Below are 16,458 nucleotides of genomic sequence, written 5' to 3' on the forward strand. Positions count from 1 at the left end.
AGGCCCGTCCGGGGAAGTCGTGGGGGCCGGTGCGGCGCGGTGGGCCACTTCTCCCGATTGGCCTGCGGTCGCCGGGCCGGCGCTGGCCGATGATGACCGGGTGGACCACCGTCTCGTGCTCGCCGGCGCCCCCGCCACCGTCGGCGGCACCACGCGGCGGCTGGTCCAGCTCTACGCGGGGCTCGCCCTGTACGGCGCCTCGATGGCGCTGCTGGTCCGCTCCGCACTCGGCGTGATGCCCTGGGACGTGCTCCACCAGGGGCTGGCGGCCCGGCTGGGCTGGTCGATCGGGGCGGTCACGATCGCGGTCGGGGTCCTCGTGCTGCTGGCGTGGATCCCGCTGCGGCAGCGCCCCGGGCTGGGCACGGTCAGCAACGTCCTGGTGATCGGCCTGGCCGTGGACGCGACGCTCGCCGTCCTGCCCGCACCGACGGCACCGGCGGCACGGGCCGCATTCCTGGTCGCCGGCGTCCTGCTCAACGCCGTCGCCACGGCCGCCTACATCGGCGTCCACCTCGGCCCCGGGCCGCGCGACGGCCTGATGACCGGCCTGGTGCGGCGCACCGGGCGGTCGGTGCGGCTGGTGCGGACCTCGGTGGAGATCGGCGTCGTCGCGACCGGGTGGCTGCTCGGTGGCACCCTCGGCGTCGGCACCGTGGTCTACGCGCTGACCATCGGCCCGCTGGTGCAGGTGCTGCTGCCGCGGCTGTCGCTGCCGCTGGCCGGCTCAGGTCCGGCGCCGCAGCCCGACGACCACGACGGGGACGACGGCGAGCACGAGCAGGGCGACCGCGCCGCTGCCGCCGGCGGCCCAGGCCGCGAAGACCAGCATTGACGAGAGCTCGACCCCGGCACCGGCGACCGAGGTGATCGTCGCCCGGTACGGGCCGCTGATCCTCCGCTGCAACTCGGCCTCGGCGGCCACCAGCACCGCCAGGTAGACGCCGTAGGCGACGCCGAGGACGGCCACCACGAGCAGACCGGCGGTGGCCGCGGCGAGCAGCATCCCGAGACCCGCGGCGAGGAGCAGCGCGCCGAGCAGCCGGCCGGGGGGCCGCACCAGCCGGCCGCCCATCGCGGCGCCGGCGGCCCCGGCGAGGGAGACGGCCAGCACCGCGACGGGCACCGCGGCCACGGGCACCGCGCGCTCGCCCACCAGCACCGGGAAGTACTCCTCCATCCCGTCCAGCCCACCGACCAGCGCGACGGCCACGACGGCGGCCAGCAGGGCGGGACGGCGCAGCGCGACGCCGAGGCCCGGGGACGGCTCGTCCGCGTCGTCGGCCACGGCCTCGGGGAACCGCAGCGCCAGGCCCGCGGCGGCCAGGCACACGGCCGAGCTCGCCCACCCGACCAGCGTGAAGCCGCCGACGGCGTGGAGGGCGGTCGCCGCGAGCGCCGTCGGGACCTGCACGAGCAGCTCCGCGGCGGTCATGGCGGCGTTCACCCGGGCGAAGCAGCCCGCCGCGCCCACCTCGGCGAGCCCGTCGTGCACGAGGGCCTCCGCGGTCCCCGACGTGCCGGCGCCGGCCAGGCCCCACAGCACGAAGCCGGCCGCGAAGGCGCCGGTCGACGGGGTCGCCGCCCAGAGGGCGAAAGCCGCAGCCTGCAGCACCCCGGCCAGGACCAGCACCCCGCGACGGGACCACCGGTCGGCGAGCAGCCCGGCCGGCACCTCGGCCAGCAGGCCGGTGACCGACCAGAGCGCGAACAGCAGGGAGAGGTCGGTGGCGGACACCCCGGCGTCGAGGAACAGCAGGGCGTACAGCGGGTACAGCGGCACCCACTCGGAGAGCGCGGCCCAGCCGATGGCCAGACGGGCGAGCGGCCTGGCTGCCGGGGGCAGCGGGAGCGGTGCGGATCAATGTCGGCGCATGACCGGGACGCTAGACCCGACGCAGCTCCCGCGCACCGTTGTTCCACGGGAAACCCCGGTGGCGGTGACCCCTGCGGGGGAAGTGACACGCCGGAGCTCAACCGCCGAGCCAGGCGCGCCGTTGCGAGACTGAACGGGCCGGACGCGCCGGCCGCGGAGGGACACGAGATGACGAGCACGGCCGAGCACGCGCCCGTGCCCGCGCGCCCGGAGGCCCCCGAGGCGGAGCCGGAGCTGCCCGTCATGGACGCCGACCCCGCGCTCCAGGGCCTGGTGCGGGTGGCCGCCGCGGTCACCGGGATGCCCTGCGCCGCGGTGCTCACCATGGACACCGCCGTCATGCACGTGATGGCGGTGCACGGCTTCCGCGGCGCCTCCTGGCCGCGCGAGGGCTCGGTGGTGGCGACGGTGCTCGACCGCGGGCCGGGGGTGCAGACCTGCGAGGACCTGACGCAGGAGCAGCGCTTCGCCGCCAGCCCGTGGGTGGACGGCCGGCGAGCCCGGATGTGCGCCTTCGGCGCCGTCCCGGTGGTGGTGGACGGTCGCACGGTGGCCGCCCTCTGCGTCTTCGACTCCACTCCGCACGTCTTCAGCCGCGAGCAGCGCGACCACCTCGCCGACGTCGGCGCCGCGGTGGCCGCGCTGGTCCGCGCCGCGCAGCAGGCCCGCGAGCTCGCCGACCTCGCCGCCGGGAGCCAGCTCGCGCGCGCCGAGACTGCCCGTGCCCACCAGGACCTGGCCCGTTCCACGGCCTTCACGCGGTCCCTGCTCGAGGTGCTGCCCGTCGGTGTCATCGGCGGGGACGCCGAGGGGCGGGTCACCCTCTTCAACGCCGCCGCCCGCGCGTGGCACGGCCTGGACGCCGACCCGTCGGTGGCGCTCGAGGACCTCCCGAGCACCTTCGGGCTCACCGACGTCCACGGCGCGACCCTCGCGGCCGAGGACGTCCCCTTCCGGCGGGTCTACGCCGACGGCCGCGTCGACGACGCCGAGATGGCGATCGCCGTCCCCGGTCGGCCGCTGCGCCGGGTCTCGGGCTCCGGCGTCCAGGTGCACGACGACGAGGGCGCCGTGCTCGGCATCGTCGTCGCCCTCACCGACGTCACCGAGCAGCGGGCCCTCGAGGCCGCGCTGCGCGACGCCGCGCTGCACGACCCCCTCACCGGCCTGCCCAACCGCAACCTCCTCCTGGACCGGCTGGACCAGACGCTCGCCGCCGCCGAACGGGCCGCCCGGCCGATGGCGGTGCTCTACTGCGACCTCGACGAGTTCAAGCCGGTCAACGACAGCGCCGGGCACGCCGCCGGCGACGAGGTGCTGGTGGAGGCCGCCCGCCGGCTGGCTGCCGCGATCCGGCCCGGTGACACGGTGGCGCGCATCGGCGGCGACGAGTTCGTCGTCCTGTGCCCGGCGACCGGCTCCGAGCGGGCCGCCCAGGTCATCGCCGACCGGATCACCGCCGCCTTCGACGCGCCCCTGCGCCGGGCGAACGGCGAGGAGCACGCCGTCGGCATCAGCATCGGGGTGGCGCTCTGCGGGCCGGGCGAGACCCCCGACTCCGCGCTGGCGGCCTCCGACGCCGCCATGTACCGGGTGAAGGCGGCCCGCCGGGGATCCCGGGTCCCGGCCCCCGCCCGGTGACCGATCCCACCGTCCCCGCTCCCTGACCCGACCACCCGCGGACCGCTACCGTGGACCGCCGAGAGGTCGCCTGCCCGAGCCCCGCCCGGCAGTGCCGCGCGAGGAGGGTTCGTCGTGATCTGGTCGGTCGTGCTGGCCGCGTTCGTCCTGGTGCTGCCGGTCGAGCTGCCCGACAAGACGCTGTTCGCCAGCCTGGTGCTCGCGACCCGCTTCCCGCCGCTGCCGGTGTTCGTCGGCGTGGGAACCGCCTTCGGCCTGCAGGTGGCGATCGCGGTGACCGCGGGCTCGCTGCTCTCCCTGCTGCCCGAGGCGCTGGTCACCGGCGTCGTCGCGCTGCTGTTCCTGGTCGGCGCGGTCATCCTCTGGCGCAGCGCGGCCGCGGGTGCGGAGGAGGGGGGCGAGGCCGCCGGTTCCCGGGAGCAGACGTCGTTCCTGCGCGCGGCGGCGATCTCCTTCGGGGTGCTGTTCGCCGCCGAGTGGGGTGACCTCTCCCAGCTCGCCACCGCCGGGCTGGCCGCGCGCTACGAGGAGCCGCTGTCGGTCTTCGTCGGCGCCTGGGCCGCCCTGCTGGTCGTCTCCGGCCTCGCGGTGTTCCTCGGCAAGAAGCTCGCCGACCGGCTGCCGATCCCGCTCATCCGCCGGGTCGCCGCGGGCCTGTTCCTCGTGTTCGCCGTCGTGGCGGTGGTGGAGACGGTCCGCGTGCTGACCGGCTGACGCGACCGCTACGGCAGCGCGGCCATCCAGTCCGCCACCGCCCGGCCGATCTCGTGCGGTGAGTCCTCCGGGACGAAGTGGCTGCCCGCGACGGTGACCTCGGTGAGCGCCGGCCAGGAGCGCACGAACTCCCGCTGCCGCCCGACCAGGATCGACCCCGGATCGGCGTCGATGAAGAGCTTGGGCACGTCGCTGCCGGCCAGCCACGACCCGTAGCGCTCCACCACCTCGACGACCGCCGCCGGCTCGCCCTCGATCGGCAGCTGGCGGGGCCACTCGAGCGTCGGCCAGCGGTCCTCGCGCCGGGCGAACGGGGCGCGGTAGCGGTCGTGCGCCTCGGGGGTGAGCCCACGCGCCACGGATGCCGGCAGCACCCGCTCGACGAACACGTTCTTGTCCAGCACCGCGGCCTCGCCGTCCGAACCGCGCATGACCTGGAAGACGTTGCGGGCCGCGGCGGGCCAGTCGTCCCAGGTCACCGGGGCGACGATCGCCTCGGTGAACGCGATGCCCCGGACCCGGTCCTGATGGCGTTCGGCCCAGTCGAAGCCCAGGCCCGACCCCCAGTCGTGCAGGACCAGCGTGACGCGGTCGCCGACGAAGACGCGGTCGAGGAACTCCTCCAGGTAGCCGGCGTGCGTGGCGAACGAGTAGGTGCCGGGACCGGCGTCGGGCAGCTTCCCCGACTCGCCCATGCCGATGAGGTCGGGAGCGATGCAGCGACCGAGGTGCTGCACGTGCGGGATCACGTTGCGCCAGAGGTAGGACGACGTCGGGTTGCCGTGCAGGAAGACGATCGACTCCCCGGTGCCGACGTCGACGTACGCCATCTCGCTGTCCTTGACGGTGATCCGCGTGCGGGGGAACGGGTCCTCGGGTGAGACGTCGTCGGCCATGCCCCCGATCCTCACACCACCCGGGCAGCCCCGCCGGTCGCCGGCCGTGCGACCAGCACCCGGAACAGGTTGCGCAGCCGGTAGCCGCCGTCGGCGGTGCGGTAGGGCGCCAGGTGCTCGAGGACGGTGTCGCGCACCGCGTCCGGCTCGGCCCCCCGCGCCGCCGATCGGCCGACCGGCGTGGTCAGGAGCGGCCCGAGCAGCTCGTCGGCGTCCGCGTAGTCGAAGGGCACGACGACCTCGTCGATCCGCTCCACCACCAGCCCCGCCCGTTCTGCCATCGCCCGCAGCCGGGCGGGCTCGCTGACCGCGGTCGGCCGGCCCGGTCGGCGCGGCGCCAGCGCCTCCCGCAGCACCCGCAGGTCGCACTCCCGGTCCCGCCCCCACACCGTGGCGGCGACGACCCCGCCGGCGCGGCCGGCCCGGTGCAGCACCGCGACCGGGTCGGCGACGTGCACGAGCAGCTGCACGGCGGTGACGACGTCGAACGGCCCGGGCGGCGGGTCCTGCGCGTGCCGTACGAGGAACGTCCCGCCGGGGACGGCCGCGGCCGCCTGGGCGACGGCGTCCGGGTCCGTGTCCACGCCGGTCACCCGGGCGCCGCGGCCGGCCGCGCGCCGGGCGAGCCCACCCGCGCCGCAGCCCAGGTCGAGCAGCCGGGTGCCGGCGGCCACCGCCGTGGCGTCGAGCACCGCCTCGTGCAGCACCGCGCCCCAGCCGTCCGCTCCCCCGCTCACCGGGTCGACCATAAGGCCTTGACCCTGACGCGACGTCAGGCTGTTGCCTTCTCCTCGTCAGATGAAGGAGGGACCCGGTGAACGTGGGTGAGGTGGCCGCGACGGCCGGCGTCACGGTGCGCACGCTGCACCACTACGACCGGATCGGCCTGCTGCGGCCGTCCGGCCGGACGTCGGCCGGCTACCGGCAGTACGCGCCGGCCGATCTCGACCGGCTGCACCAGGTGCTGCTCTACCGCGAGCTCGGGTTCCCCCTCGAGGAGGTCACGGCCCTGCTGGACGACCCGTCCGCCGATCCCGCCGAGCACCTGCGCCGGCAGCACCGCCTGCTGCGGGACCGGCTGGAGCGGACGCAGGCGATGGTCGCGGCCGTCGAGAAGGAGATGGAGGCACGCGCCATGGGGATCTCGCTGACCCCGGAAGAGCGGTTCGAGGTGTTCGGCGACTGGCTGCCGGAGGAGTACGCGGCCGAGGCCGAGGAGAAGTGGGGCGGCACCGACGCATGGGCGCAGTCCCAGCAGCGCACCCGCGCCATGACGAAGGAGGACTGGCTGCGGGTCAAGGCCGAGGGCGACGACGTCGAGCGCCGGTTCGCCGAGGCGCTGGCCGCGGGCGCGGCCCCCGACTCGGTGCGGGCGATGGACCTCGCGGAGGAGCACCGGCTGCAGATCAGCCGCAACTTCTACGACTGCCCGCCGGAGATGCACGCCGGACTGGGCCGGATGTACGTCGAGGACGAGCGGTTCACCGCGTACTACGAGCGGATCGCCCCCGGCCTGGCGCAGTACGTGAGCGCCGCCGTCCAGGCGAACGCCGCCCGCCAGGGGTGAACCGCCGGGCAGCCTCAGCCGCGGGTGACGAGCCCCTCGGACACCAGCCAGTCCAGGGCTACCTCGGCGGGTTGCTCGCCGCCGACGTCGACGCGCCCGTTGAGCTCGATCATCACCTCGTCGGTGAGCCGCGGCGTGATCTGCGCGAAGACCTCGGCGATCCCCGGGTTCTCCTCGAGGACGTCGGTCAGCACCACCGGGGCGGCGTTGTAGGCCGGGAAGTAGCCGCGGTCGTCCTCCAGCACGGTCAGGTCGAGAGCCGCGATCCGCCCGTCGGTGGTGAAGACCTCGCCGAAGTTGCACGCGCCGTCGTCGGTCGCGGTGTAGACCGCACCGGTGTCCAGCACCCGCACGTTGTCCCGTGGCACGCCCTGCGGGTCACCGAGCGGGATGCCGTAGGCCTCGAGCATCGGCTCGAACCCGTCGCCGCGGGTGGCGAACTCCGACTCGACGCAGAACGTCCGCTCCTCGACCGGGAGAGCGGCGATGCCGGAGAGGCTGTCGATGCCGCCGAGCTCCTCGACCGCCTCGCTGCGGACGGCGAAGGCGTAGGTGTTGTTCAGCGGAGCCGGCGGCAGCCAGGTGAGCCCGTTGGCCCCGTCGGCCTCGCGCACCGCCTCGTACTGCTCCTCGCTGTCGGGGATGCCCTCCGGCATGCCCAGGTAGTTCAGCCACCCGGTGCCGGTGTACTCCCACTGCACCTCGACCTCGCCGTCGAGCATCGCGGCCCGGGCCGGTGCCGCACCGGGGATGCCGCTGCGGTCGACGACCTCGTAGCCGGCGACCTGCAGGGCGATCTGGGCGATCTTGCCGAGGAGCAGCGCCTCGGTGAAGTTCTTGGTGCCGACGACGATCTCCGCACCGTCGGCGGCGGCGATCGGCTCGATCGAGCCCGGCTGCGCCTCCGGGGTGAAGGTGTTCGCGCTCTCCAGGCCGCAGCCGGTCGCCAGGGCGGTGGACACCAGGAGGGCCGCAGCGGCGCGCGGGGGGCGCATCACAGCCCCCTCGGCCGGGCGACGTGCTCGACCACCCGGCCCAGCCAGTCCACGGCCAGCGCGAGCAGCCCCACGAGCACCGCGCCGCTGATCAGCAGGGAGTCCAGCGACAGGGTGATCCCTGTGTTGATCAGCACGCCCAGCCCGCCGCCGTCGATGAAGGTGGCCAGGGTCGCGGTGCCGACGAGCAGGACCAGGGCGGTGCGCACGCCGGCGAGCAGCACCGGCACGGCCAGCGGCAGCTCCACGCGCAGCAGCACCGCCAGGGCGCTCATCCCCATCCCCCGGCCGGCCTCCACCAGGCGCGCGTCGACGCCCTGGATGCCGACCATGGTGTTGCGCAGCACCGGCAGCGCCGCGTAGACGACGAGCGCGACGACCGTCGTCCCGAAGCCGAACCCCAGCCAGGTGGCCAGCAGCACGAACAGCCCGATCGCGGGGGCGGCCTGCCCGGTGTTGGCCAGCCCGATCACCAGCGGGCTGAGCCGGCGCAGCGGGCGGCGGGTCAGCGCGATGCCGAGCGGGATGGCGATGAGCAGCACGATCACGGCGGCGGCGACGGTCAGGTACAGGTGCTCGCGGATGCTGTTGCCCAGCACGTCCCCGCCGAGCTGCCGGCGCTCGGTGTCACTGAGGTCGGCGGTGAGCCGCCACGCCAGGAACGCGGCGACGCCGAGGACCACGAGCGCCGGTTGCAGCAGCAGAGCGCGCCAGCCGGCGTCCCCTGCGGAGGACGTGCCGGCCTGCCGGGCGGTCTCCTCCGGCGGGTTCGCCTGCGGTGCGCCGTCCGCGTGGCGTTCGGTGGCGGCGGTCATCCGGTGGCCTCCGTGCGGGAGCGCTGGATGGCGGCCATGACGGTCTCCACCGCCATGACGCCGGCGAGGCCGTCCCGCCGTCCGGTCACCACGACACCGCCCTGGCTGGCCGCGAGCATGGTGTCCAGCGCGTCGTTGAGGGTCGAGCGCAGGCCGACGACCGGGAGCCGGTCGTCGACCGTGCGCGGCACCGTCGTCGTCCGGGCCAGCTCGGCCACCGTCGGCCAGCTGATCGGCCGGCCCCGGTCGTCGAGCACGACGACGAAATCGTCACCGGCGGCCCGCGCCGCGGCCACCGCCTCGGCCGACGACGAGCCCGCGACCGCCGTCGTCACCTGCACGAGGTCCACGTCGCCGACCCGGGTGAGGGTGAGCTGCTTGAGCGTGGCGCCCGCGCCGACGAAGTCGGCCACGTAGTCCTCCGCCGGCTCGGCCAGGATCCGCTCGGGGGTGTCGTACTGCACCACCCGCGCCCCGACGTCGAAGACGACGATCTTGTCGCCGAGCTTCACGGCCTCGTCGAAGTCGTGGGTGACGAAGACGATCGTCTTCCCCAGCTCCTCCTGGATGCGCAGCAGCTCGTCCTGCAGCCGCTGGCGGGTGATCGGGTCGACGGCGCCGAAGGGCTCGTCCATCAGCAGCACCGGCGGGTCGGCGGCCAGCGCACGGGCCACGCCGACGCGCTGCTGCTGACCGCCGGAGAGCTCCCGCGGGTACCGGTCGCGGTAGACGGCGGGGTCGAGCCCGACGAGGTCCAGCAGCTCGTCGATCCGGGCGGCGGTGCGCGCCTTGTCCCACTTCAGCATCCGGGGGACCATCCCGACGTTCGTCGCGACGGTCATGTGGGGGAACAGGCCGCCCGCCTGGATCACGTAGCCGATCCGCCGGCGCAGCTGGTCGGCGTCCTGGTCGGTGACGTCCTCGTCACCGAGGTGGATGCGGCCGCTGGTCGGCTCGATGAGCCGGTTGAGCATCTTCAGCAGGGTGGTCTTCCCGCAGCCCGACGGGCCGACGAACATCACCGTCTCGCCCGCGGCGATCTCCAGGGTGACGTCGTCGACGGCCGGCTGCTCCTGCCCCGGGTAGCGCTTGGTGACACCGTCCAGGCGGATCGACACCCCGCTGACGTGCCGGTCGCCGCCCACCGCGGCGGCCGACGGTGCGGATGCGGTCTCAGACACGGATCCCCCTGGGGGTGGTCAGCCGACCTGCCAGCACGAGCAGCAGGTCGAGCACGAGGGCGAGCAGGACGATGGCGATCGTCCCGGTGAGCGCCGCGTTGAGGGCGTTGGCGCCGCCCAGCCGGGAGAGCCCGGAGAAGATCAGCCCGCCGAGGCCGGGCCCGAGGACGTACGCGGCGATGGCGGCGATGCCCATGACCATCTGGGTCGCGACGCGGACCCCGGCGAGGATGACCGGCCAGGCCAACGGCAGCTCCACCCGCAGCAGCGTGGCGGTGCGGGTCATCCCGATGCCGCGCGCCGACTCGACCGTGGCCCGGTCGACCCCCGCGAGGCCCACCACGGCGTTGCGCAGCACCGGCAGCGCCGCGTAGAAGGTCACGGCGATCACCGCAGGGGTGATGCCGAACCCGAACGGCGCCAGCAGGATGCCCAGCAGCGCGAAGGCCGGGATGGTCAGCCCCACCGCCGACACCCCGTTCGCCAGGGCGGTCGCCGTCCGGTTGCGGTACACCAGCACGGCCACCGCGACGCCGATGAGGGAGCCCAGCAGGACGCACTGGACGACCAGGCTGACGTGCTGGACGGCCTGGAAGGCGATGAGCCCGGAACGCTCGGTCACGTACTCCCACATGGGCCGCACCTCTCCGGGCCCTCGGCGGGGCCGTGTCCTCGTCGTCCGGCTCTCCGAGCCATCCACCCGATCGGGCGGGTCAGCGGCGCGCGCACTCCGGGCACGCGGCGACCCACGACGCGCGGTTGTCGACTTTTGCACAGCTCACCGGAGCGGGCCAGCTGGTGATCATGACGGTTCCGTGACAGGCCTGCGGGTCCTGCTGGTCGGGGTGCCACGCCGGTGCCCGCGCGCCGCTCCGCCCCGCCGGCCGGTCACCCCCGCGACGGGACCCCGGGGAGGGAGCGCATCCTGGCGCGGTGGGATGGGTGGTCGCGCGGTTGCAGCAGCCGTGGGTGCAGCGTGCGGTGCGAGCGGCGCTGGCGGCGGGCCTGTCGTGGCAGGTGGCCCTGCTGCTGCCGGGGACCCTGTCCGACTACGCCTACTACGCCCCGCTCGGCGCGGTGATCGCCGTCAGCCCGACCGTCGCGGACTCCGCGTCGGCGGCGTGGCGCAGCCTCCTGGCCATCCTGCTCGGGTTCGCGCTCGCCGTGGGGGTCTACGAGCTCACCCGCGCGGTCCCCAATGCGCTGTCCATCGCGCTGATCGTGCTGCTGGCGATCGTCGTCGAGCAGTGGCGGGCCCTGCGGGAGCAGGCGAGCTGGGTCAGCTTCGCCGCCGTCCTCATGCTCACGGTGGGCACGGCCGATCCGGCCGACTACGCGGTGCGCTACGCCGGGCTCACCTTCCTGGGCGCGGCGATCGGCGTCCTGGTCACCACCGTGCTCTTCCCGCCGCTGCAGCTCACCACGGCCGTCCAGCGGATCCAGGCGGCCCGGGCGCTGGTCGCCGACCACCTGGCGACGATGGCGGCCGCGGTGCGCAGCGGCCAGGTGCCCGCGCCCGACGAGTGGGACGCCCGCGGGACGGAGCTCGACCGCGCCCTGGAGCGGATGCGGCACGCGGAGCTGGTGGTGGAGCGCGCGCGGCGCGCCAATCCGCGGGCGCGGAAGTGGCACGGGACCGCCGCGAGCATCCGGGAGCAGTCACGGGCCCTGGACCGCGTCGCCGTCCTGATCGACGACCTCACCACGCTGGTCGTCGAGTTCCAGCCGCACCGCCGCGGCCTGGACCGCGTGGACGACGGGACCGGCTGGGTGCTGGCCGACGCCCTCGACGGCCTGGCCGGCGTCGTGCGTGTGCCGTACCGCTCCACGGGCACGGGGCCGGATGCGCGCGACCGGGCCGTCGACGACGCGCTCGCCGCGGCGGGGCGGCTCACCGCGCTGGTGCGCGACTCCGCCATCGGCGACGACCAGGGGTTCTTCGCCCTCGGGGCGGTGGCCGTCGGCCTCCGGCGCAGCCTGGCGGCCCTCGATGCGCACCACCACCGGCAGGAGGTGGCGTGAGGGGTCAGACGCGGATCAGCAGCTCCCCGTGCAGCATGCCGAGCCAGCCGTCGTCCGCGGCAGCCCAGCGCAGCCACGCGTCCGCGATCTGCCCCAGCTCCCCCGGCGTCGCCAGCCCGTAGCCGAGCGCCTGCTCGGCGAACGCCGACGCCGTGGCGCGCCCCGCCCACGAACGCCCCCACCACTCCCGCTCGGCGGGGGTGGCGAAGCACCAGGACGACGTCGTCGCCGCGACGTCGCGCAGCCCGGCCGCGTGCGCCCAGGACAGGAGCCGCCGCCCGGCGTCGGGTTCCGCCTCGTTGCGGCGGGCCACCTGCTGGTAGAGCGCCAGCCAGCGGTCCAGCCCCTCGTCGGCGGGGAACCAGGTGGTGGCCGCGTAGTCGACGTCGCGGACGGCGACCAGCCCACCCGGCCGGCAGACGCGCGCCATCTCGCGCAGCGCGGCCACCGGGTCGGTGAGGTGCTGCAGCACCTGGTGGGCGTGGACGACGTCGAACGAGGCGTCGGGCAGGTCCAGCGAGTAGACGTCGCCGACGGCGAAGGTGACCTCGACCCCGGCCCGGCCGGCATGGGCCCGCGCCTCGTCGAGGGGGTCGGCCGAGAGGTCAAGCCCCAGGACCCGGCCCGGCGCCACGCGCGCGGCGAGGTCGGCGGTGATGGTGCCGGGCCCGCAGCCGACGTCGAGCAGGTCGAGGCCGGGACGCAGCGCGGGCAGGAGGTGGGCGGCGGAGTTCTCGGCAGTGCGCCAGCGGTGCGACTGCAGGACCGGCTCGGCGTGCCCGTGCGTGTAGGTGTCCACGGCCACAGTCTGCCCCGGTATCCGGCAGAGTGGAATCAGCATCCTACGAGGCGAGATGCGTGCGTCCTCCCTCGTCGCGACGCGTCCTCCCTCAGCGCCCACGGTGAGGGAGGACGCGCCATGAGCAGGGACCCTGATCGTGGCGGGCCGGTCAGCCCTCGGCGAGCACCTGCTCGGCCACCGGCACCGCGCGTTCGCGGTCGGTGGGCACCAGGCCGATGCGGGTGCGACGGTCCAGCAGGTCCGCCACGGTGCGCGCCCCCTCGTGGCGGACGGCGAACCGCAGCTCCCCCACCGTCTCCGGTCGCCCGGCGACGACCAGCGCCGGCCCGAGCGCCTCGACCGCCGGCGCCTCGGTGCCGTACCGGGCCACCAGCCGCGGCGGCGCGACCAGCCGGTCCAGCGCCACCCGCGGCGCCGCCCCGACGAGCGCCAGCCGCGCGGTGAGCGAGCGGGCCGCGCCCCGGCCGAGCCGCGCCACGACGGCGTCGACCGCCTCCTCGGCCATCGCGCGGTAGGTGGTGAGCTTCCCTCCGACCACGGAGAGGACGGGTCCGTCCCACGCCAGCAGGTGCCTGCGGGAGAGGTCGGCGGTCGCGCTGCCGGGCGCTGCCGACGCGGGCAGCACCAGCGGCCGGTAGCCGGCGTAGGCGCCCACCAGGTCGGCGCGGGTCAGCGGCTCGGCGAGCACGCGGTTCACGGTGTCCAGCAGCTGCGCCACCTCGGCGTCGGACGGCGCCGCGTCGTCGTCGGGCACCGGCCCCTCGACCGGCTCGTCGGTCAGCCCGAGGTAGACCAGCCCGTCGGGCTGCGGCAGGGCGAAGACGTAGCGCGAGCGCGAACCGGGCAGCGGCACCGTCAGCGCCGCCGACGGCGAGCCCAGCCGCACGCCGGGCACCACCACGTGCGAGCCGCGGGAGGGCACGAGCCTGATGCCGGGCGCGAGCCGCTGCGCCCACACCCCGGCGGCGTTCACCACCGCGCCCGCCCGCACGGTGAACGGCCCCTCGTCGGCGTCCACGTGCACGTCCGCGCCGTCGACGGCGGTGACCGCGGCCCCGGTGAGGACGCGGGCGCCGTGCGCGGCCGCCGTCCGGGCCAGGGCGACGACGAGGCGCACGTCGTCGACCAGCTGCCCGTCCCAGAAGACGACGCCGCCCCCGGGTCGCAGGCCCGCGACCAGCCGCCCGGCGTCGGCGGCGCCCACCCGCCGGGTCGGGGGCAGCGACCGCCGCCCGCCCGGCACCGAGACCCTCACCGCGTCGCCCAGCCGCCCGCCCAGCTCGGCGAGGGCGGTGACGTCACGGCCGGCGGCGTCGGGGACGAGGAAGGGCAGCGGGCGCACCAGGTGCGGCGCCGTCGCCCCCATGAGGACCGCGCGCTCGCGGGCGCTCTCCCGCGCCAGCCCGAGCTCGCCGTGCGCCAGGTAGCGCAGCCCGCCGTGCACCAGCTTCGAGGACCACCTGCTGGTACCCGCAGCGAGGTCGGCGCGCTCGCACAGGAGCACCGACAGCCCGCGCGCCGCGGCGTCCAGCGCCACCCCGGCACCGGTCACCCCGCCACCGACGACGACCACGTCGACGGCGGCCCCGGTCACCGCGGCGAGGTCGCGCGCCCGGCGGGCGGGCGAGAGGGAACCGATCACCCGGTCCTCCAGCGCTGCGGCACCGGCAGACTGTAGCCGTGCCCGAGCAGCCGGAACTGACGATCCAGGGCTGGGGCCCGCGCCCCGCCACCGCGGGGGACGAGAGCCCCGACGGCGTCCTGACCAAGGCCGCGCGCCGCTACCTGACCCGCGAGCTCGGCTGGGAGCCGCGGGCCACACCGCCCGCGCCGGTGGAGGGGATCCGGCTGGCGCCCTGCCGCCTGCCCGAGGAGGACCGCACCGCGCTGGCCGGCCTGCTCGGCGAGGACCACGTGCGCACCGACCGCGAGGCGCGGCTGCGGCGGGCCGGGGGCAAGAGCTACCTGGACCTGCTGCGCCGGCGGGAGGGGGACGCCTCCGACGCCCCTGACGCCGTCGCGCTCCCCGGCACGACGGAGGAGACGGCCGCGCTGCTGGCGCTCTGCAGCGAGCGCGGCATCGTCGTCGTGCCGTTCGGTGGGGGCACCAGCGTCGTCGGCGGGCTGGCCGGTGTCGACCCCGACGACCGGCCCGCGCTCGCGGTCGACCTCTCCCGCATGGCGTCGGTGCAGGCGCTGGACGTGCCCTCGTCGCTGGTCACCGTGGGGCCGGGCATGCGCGGGCCGGCCCTCGAGCAGGCGCTGGCCCGCGAGGGGCTGACCCTCGGCCACCTGCCGCAGAGCTGGGAGTTCGCCACGCTCGGCGGCTACGCCGCGACCCGCTCGGCCGGTCAGTCCTCCACCGGCGTCGGCCGGTTCGACGAGCTGGTCGCCGGCCTGACGCTGGCCACGCCGTCCGGGGTGCTGGAGCTCGGCCACCCACCGGCGTCGGCCGCCGGACCCGACCTGCTCGGCCTGGCGCTGGGCTCGGAGGGGACCCTCGGCGTCATCACCGAGCTGACGCTGCGGGTGCGCCCCAAGCCCTCGGCCAGCGCCTACGAGGGCTGGTCGTTCCGCACCTGGGCGGATGGGCTGGCCGCCCTCCAGCAGCTCGCCCGGCACGACCTGCTACCCGACGTCGTCCGCCTCTCCGACGCCGACGAGACCCGCGCCAACCTGCTGATGGCCGCCGGGGCCGGCGCCAAGGCGCTGCGCGGGAGCCTGCGGGCGCGGGGCCGCGCCGAGGGCTGCATGCTCGTCGTCGGCTGGGAGGGCGTGCCCGACCTGGTGCGCGCCCGGGTGCGTGCCGCGTCGTCGGTGCTCCGCGACGGCGGCGCCGTCCGGCTCGGCCGCCGGGTGGGCGACTCCTGGCGCCGGCACCGCTTCGAGGCCCCCTACCTGCGCGACCGGCTCATGGACGGCGGGCTGCTGGTCGAGACGCTGGAGACCGCGGCCACCTGGACGGCGCTGCCGACCGTCTACGACACGACCCGCCGGGCGCTGCAGGAGTCGCTGGCCCGCGGCGGGCACCGTCCGCTGGTGATGGCGCACGTCTCGCACGGGTACGCCACCGGCGCCTCGCTCTACCTCACCGTGATCGCCGACCGGGACGACGCCCTGCCCATCCAGCAGTGGCTCTCCGCGAAGCGTGCCGCCACCGATGCGCTGCTGGCCGCGGGCGGCACGCTCACCCACCACCACGCCGTCGGCGCCGACCACCGGCCGTGGCTGGAGCGCGAGGTGGGACCGCTCGGCGTCGAGGTGCTGCGGGCGGTCAAGCAGCGGCTGGACCCGCAGGGCATCTGCAACCCCGGCGTCCTGCTCCCCGACTGAAACGTCCTCCCGCCGGGATCAGGGGACCTGATCGGGGCCACCCCGCCCGGTCACCAAGGGAGGCGCGACGGCGCCGCGGACCGGGTCAGGGGTCCGCGACGCCGGGAGGGCCGGGGTCAGGGGCCCGCGAGCCGTGGACGACCTCTCAGAAGGCGTGGCCGAACGAGAAGACGCGCTCGGGGTCGACCGCCGCCTTCAGCTCGGCCAGCCGCTGGTGGACACCGGGCGGGTAGGCCGCGGCCACCTCCCCGGGACCGGAGACGTCCCCGAGGAAGTTGGTCAGGCACCCCGGGGACTTCCACGGCGCCATCGCGGCGAGGACGCCGCGCCCGACGGCCGGCACGATCGCGGCCAGCTCGGGCACGCCCGGCCCGAGCACCAGCATCGACGGGGCCGTGGCCGGTGGCCTGGACGGCGACGCGCATGCCGCGGGCGACGGCCCAGGAGACGGCGGCGGCGACGTCGGCGGCGCACGTGGCACCGACGGCGACCGCCGGGGTGTGCTGCACCGCCACGTTCCAGGTGGTCACCTCCGCGGCCAGCCCGTCGTCGCCGGCGGCGTAGACGGGGCCGTGGACCAGGCCGCGGAGCTCGTCCACGTCTGCCGCGGGGAAGG

The 16,458-nt window shown here is 75.9% G+C and carries 17 protein-coding genes; 7 read left to right on the forward strand and 10 right to left on the reverse strand.

Going from position 1 to position 16,458, the window contains the following annotated elements; genetic code table 11:
- The first annotated feature begins 100 nt into the window (after positions 1-100).
- Positions 101-835, forward strand: coding sequence for a membrane protein YczE (yczE, locus tag ACI79W_RS12670; RefSeq protein ID WP_456562437.1), 735 nt, complete (start codon positions 101-103; stop codon positions 833-835).
- Here yczE and ACI79W_RS12675 read toward each other — a convergent pair.
- Complete coding sequence (locus ACI79W_RS12675) at positions 728-1,783, reverse strand: MFS transporter (protein WP_456562438.1); 1,056 nt, start codon at positions 1,781-1,783, stop codon at positions 728-730. The genes yczE and ACI79W_RS12675 overlap by 108 nt on opposite strands.
- A gap of 261 nt (positions 1,784-2,044) precedes the next feature.
- On the opposite strand from ACI79W_RS12675, the gene ACI79W_RS12680 reads away from it, so the two are divergent.
- Both ACI79W_RS12680 and ACI79W_RS12685 read left to right on the forward strand, forming a co-directional pair.
- Positions 2,045-3,517, forward strand: a complete 1,473-nt coding sequence (locus tag ACI79W_RS12680; RefSeq protein WP_456562439.1) for a diguanylate cyclase domain-containing protein — start codon at positions 2,045-2,047, stop codon at positions 3,515-3,517.
- A 114-nt stretch (positions 3,518-3,631) separates the two neighbouring features.
- The gene (locus ACI79W_RS12685) at positions 3,632-4,231 is read left to right on the forward strand and encodes a TMEM165/GDT1 family protein (protein WP_456562440.1); all 600 of its coding nucleotides are present in this window, start codon (positions 3,632-3,634) and stop codon (positions 4,229-4,231) included.
- Positions 4,232-4,239: 8 nt separating this feature from the next.
- Here the strand turns inward: ACI79W_RS12685 and ACI79W_RS12690 are convergent, their stop codons facing one another.
- Together ACI79W_RS12690 and ACI79W_RS12695 are read right to left on the reverse strand one after the other, a co-directional pair.
- The gene (locus ACI79W_RS12690; RefSeq protein WP_456562441.1) at positions 4,240-5,127 is read right to left on the reverse strand and encodes a haloalkane dehalogenase; all 888 of its coding nucleotides are present in this window, start codon (positions 5,125-5,127) and stop codon (positions 4,240-4,242) included.
- Positions 5,128-5,138: 11 nt separating this feature from the next.
- Complete coding sequence (locus ACI79W_RS12695) at positions 5,139-5,864, reverse strand: class I SAM-dependent methyltransferase (protein ID WP_456562442.1); 726 nt, start codon at positions 5,862-5,864, stop codon at positions 5,139-5,141.
- A 77-nt stretch (positions 5,865-5,941) separates the two neighbouring features.
- On the opposite strand from ACI79W_RS12695, the gene ACI79W_RS12700 reads away from it, so the two are divergent.
- On the forward strand, positions 5,942-6,694 hold the full coding sequence (locus ACI79W_RS12700) for a MerR family transcriptional regulator (protein WP_456562443.1): 753 nt from the start codon (positions 5,942-5,944) through the stop codon (positions 6,692-6,694).
- Positions 6,695-6,708: 14 nt separating this feature from the next.
- Here the strand turns inward: ACI79W_RS12700 and ACI79W_RS12705 are convergent, their stop codons facing one another.
- Genes ACI79W_RS12705 through ACI79W_RS12720 form a run of 4 tightly spaced genes read right to left on the reverse strand, consistent with a single transcriptional unit; the run spans position 6,709 to position 10,319 of the window.
- Positions 6,709-7,689, reverse strand: coding sequence for a glycine betaine ABC transporter substrate-binding protein (locus ACI79W_RS12705; RefSeq protein ID WP_456562444.1), 981 nt, complete (start codon positions 7,687-7,689; stop codon positions 6,709-6,711).
- The gene (locus ACI79W_RS12710) at positions 7,689-8,504 is read right to left on the reverse strand and encodes an ABC transporter permease (RefSeq protein WP_456562445.1); all 816 of its coding nucleotides are present in this window, start codon (positions 8,502-8,504) and stop codon (positions 7,689-7,691) included. Before ACI79W_RS12710 ends, ACI79W_RS12705 begins: the two co-directional genes overlap by 1 nt.
- Positions 8,501-9,685, reverse strand: a complete 1,185-nt coding sequence (locus ACI79W_RS12715) for an ABC transporter ATP-binding protein (RefSeq protein ID WP_456562446.1) — start codon at positions 9,683-9,685, stop codon at positions 8,501-8,503. Before ACI79W_RS12715 ends, ACI79W_RS12710 begins: the two co-directional genes overlap by 4 nt.
- Positions 9,678-10,319 carry an ABC transporter permease gene (locus ACI79W_RS12720; protein WP_456562447.1) on the reverse strand — a complete coding sequence of 214 codons (642 nt, stop codon included), beginning with the start codon at positions 10,317-10,319 and terminating at the stop codon, positions 9,678-9,680. Before ACI79W_RS12720 ends, ACI79W_RS12715 begins: the two co-directional genes overlap by 8 nt.
- 299 nt (positions 10,320-10,618) lie before the next feature.
- Between ACI79W_RS12720 and ACI79W_RS12725 the strand changes: the two genes are divergently transcribed.
- A complete protein-coding gene (locus ACI79W_RS12725) occupies positions 10,619-11,707 on the forward strand; it encodes an FUSC family protein (protein ID WP_456562448.1) in 1,089 nt (362 codons plus the stop codon).
- A gap of 4 nt (positions 11,708-11,711) precedes the next feature.
- Here the strand turns inward: ACI79W_RS12725 and ACI79W_RS12730 are convergent, their stop codons facing one another.
- Positions 11,712-12,506 (reverse strand): methyltransferase domain-containing protein, encoded by a 795-nt coding sequence (locus ACI79W_RS12730; RefSeq protein ID WP_456562449.1) that lies wholly within the window; start codon positions 12,504-12,506, stop codon positions 11,712-11,714.
- A 151-nt stretch (positions 12,507-12,657) separates the two neighbouring features.
- Complete coding sequence (locus tag ACI79W_RS12735; RefSeq protein WP_456562450.1) at positions 12,658-14,151, reverse strand: glycerol-3-phosphate dehydrogenase/oxidase; 1,494 nt, start codon at positions 14,149-14,151, stop codon at positions 12,658-12,660.
- Between the two features lie 38 nt (positions 14,152-14,189).
- On the opposite strand from ACI79W_RS12735, the gene ACI79W_RS12740 reads away from it, so the two are divergent.
- The gene (locus ACI79W_RS12740) at positions 14,190-15,842 is read left to right on the forward strand and encodes an FAD-binding oxidoreductase (protein ID WP_456562451.1); all 1,653 of its coding nucleotides are present in this window, start codon (positions 14,190-14,192) and stop codon (positions 15,840-15,842) included.
- Positions 15,843-15,987: 145 nt separating this feature from the next.
- Here ACI79W_RS12740 and ACI79W_RS12745 read toward each other — a convergent pair whose 3' ends face one another.
- Positions 15,988-16,227, reverse strand: coding sequence for a hypothetical protein (locus ACI79W_RS12745; RefSeq protein WP_456562452.1), 240 nt, complete (start codon positions 16,225-16,227; stop codon positions 15,988-15,990).
- Between the two features lie 38 nt (positions 16,228-16,265).
- On the opposite strand from ACI79W_RS12745, the gene ACI79W_RS12750 reads away from it, so the two are divergent.
- Complete coding sequence (locus tag ACI79W_RS12750; protein ID WP_456562453.1) at positions 16,266-16,406, forward strand: hypothetical protein; 141 nt, start codon at positions 16,266-16,268, stop codon at positions 16,404-16,406.
- The last annotated feature ends 52 nt before the right edge of the window (positions 16,407-16,458 follow it).

This window comes from Blastococcus sp. SYSU DS0533, from assembly GCF_054050775.1.

What these genes read in the sequence shown, in the direction of transcription:
- ACI79W_RS12710 (WP_456562445.1), bottom strand. Translation starts at nt 8,504, where the DNA reads ATGACCGCCGCCACCGAACGCCACGCGGACGGCGCACCGCAGGCGAAC.
- ACI79W_RS12750 (WP_456562453.1), top strand. Translation starts at nt 16,266, where the DNA reads ATGCCGCGGGCGACGGCCCAGGAGACGGCGGCGGCGACGTCGGCGGCG.
- ACI79W_RS12705 (WP_456562444.1), bottom strand. Translation starts at nt 7,689, where the DNA reads ATGCGCCCCCCGCGCGCCGCTGCGGCCCTCCTGGTGTCCACCGCCCTG.
- ACI79W_RS12690 (WP_456562441.1), bottom strand. Translation starts at nt 5,127, where the DNA reads ATGGCCGACGACGTCTCACCCGAGGACCCGTTCCCCCGCACGCGGATC.
- ACI79W_RS12720 (WP_456562447.1), bottom strand. Translation starts at nt 10,319, where the DNA reads ATGTGGGAGTACGTGACCGAGCGTTCCGGGCTCATCGCCTTCCAGGCC.
- ACI79W_RS12680 (WP_456562439.1), top strand. Translation starts at nt 2,045, where the DNA reads ATGACGAGCACGGCCGAGCACGCGCCCGTGCCCGCGCGCCCGGAGGCC.
- ACI79W_RS12745 (WP_456562452.1), bottom strand. Translation starts at nt 16,227, where the DNA reads ATGCTGGTGCTCGGGCCGGGCGTGCCCGAGCTGGCCGCGATCGTGCCG.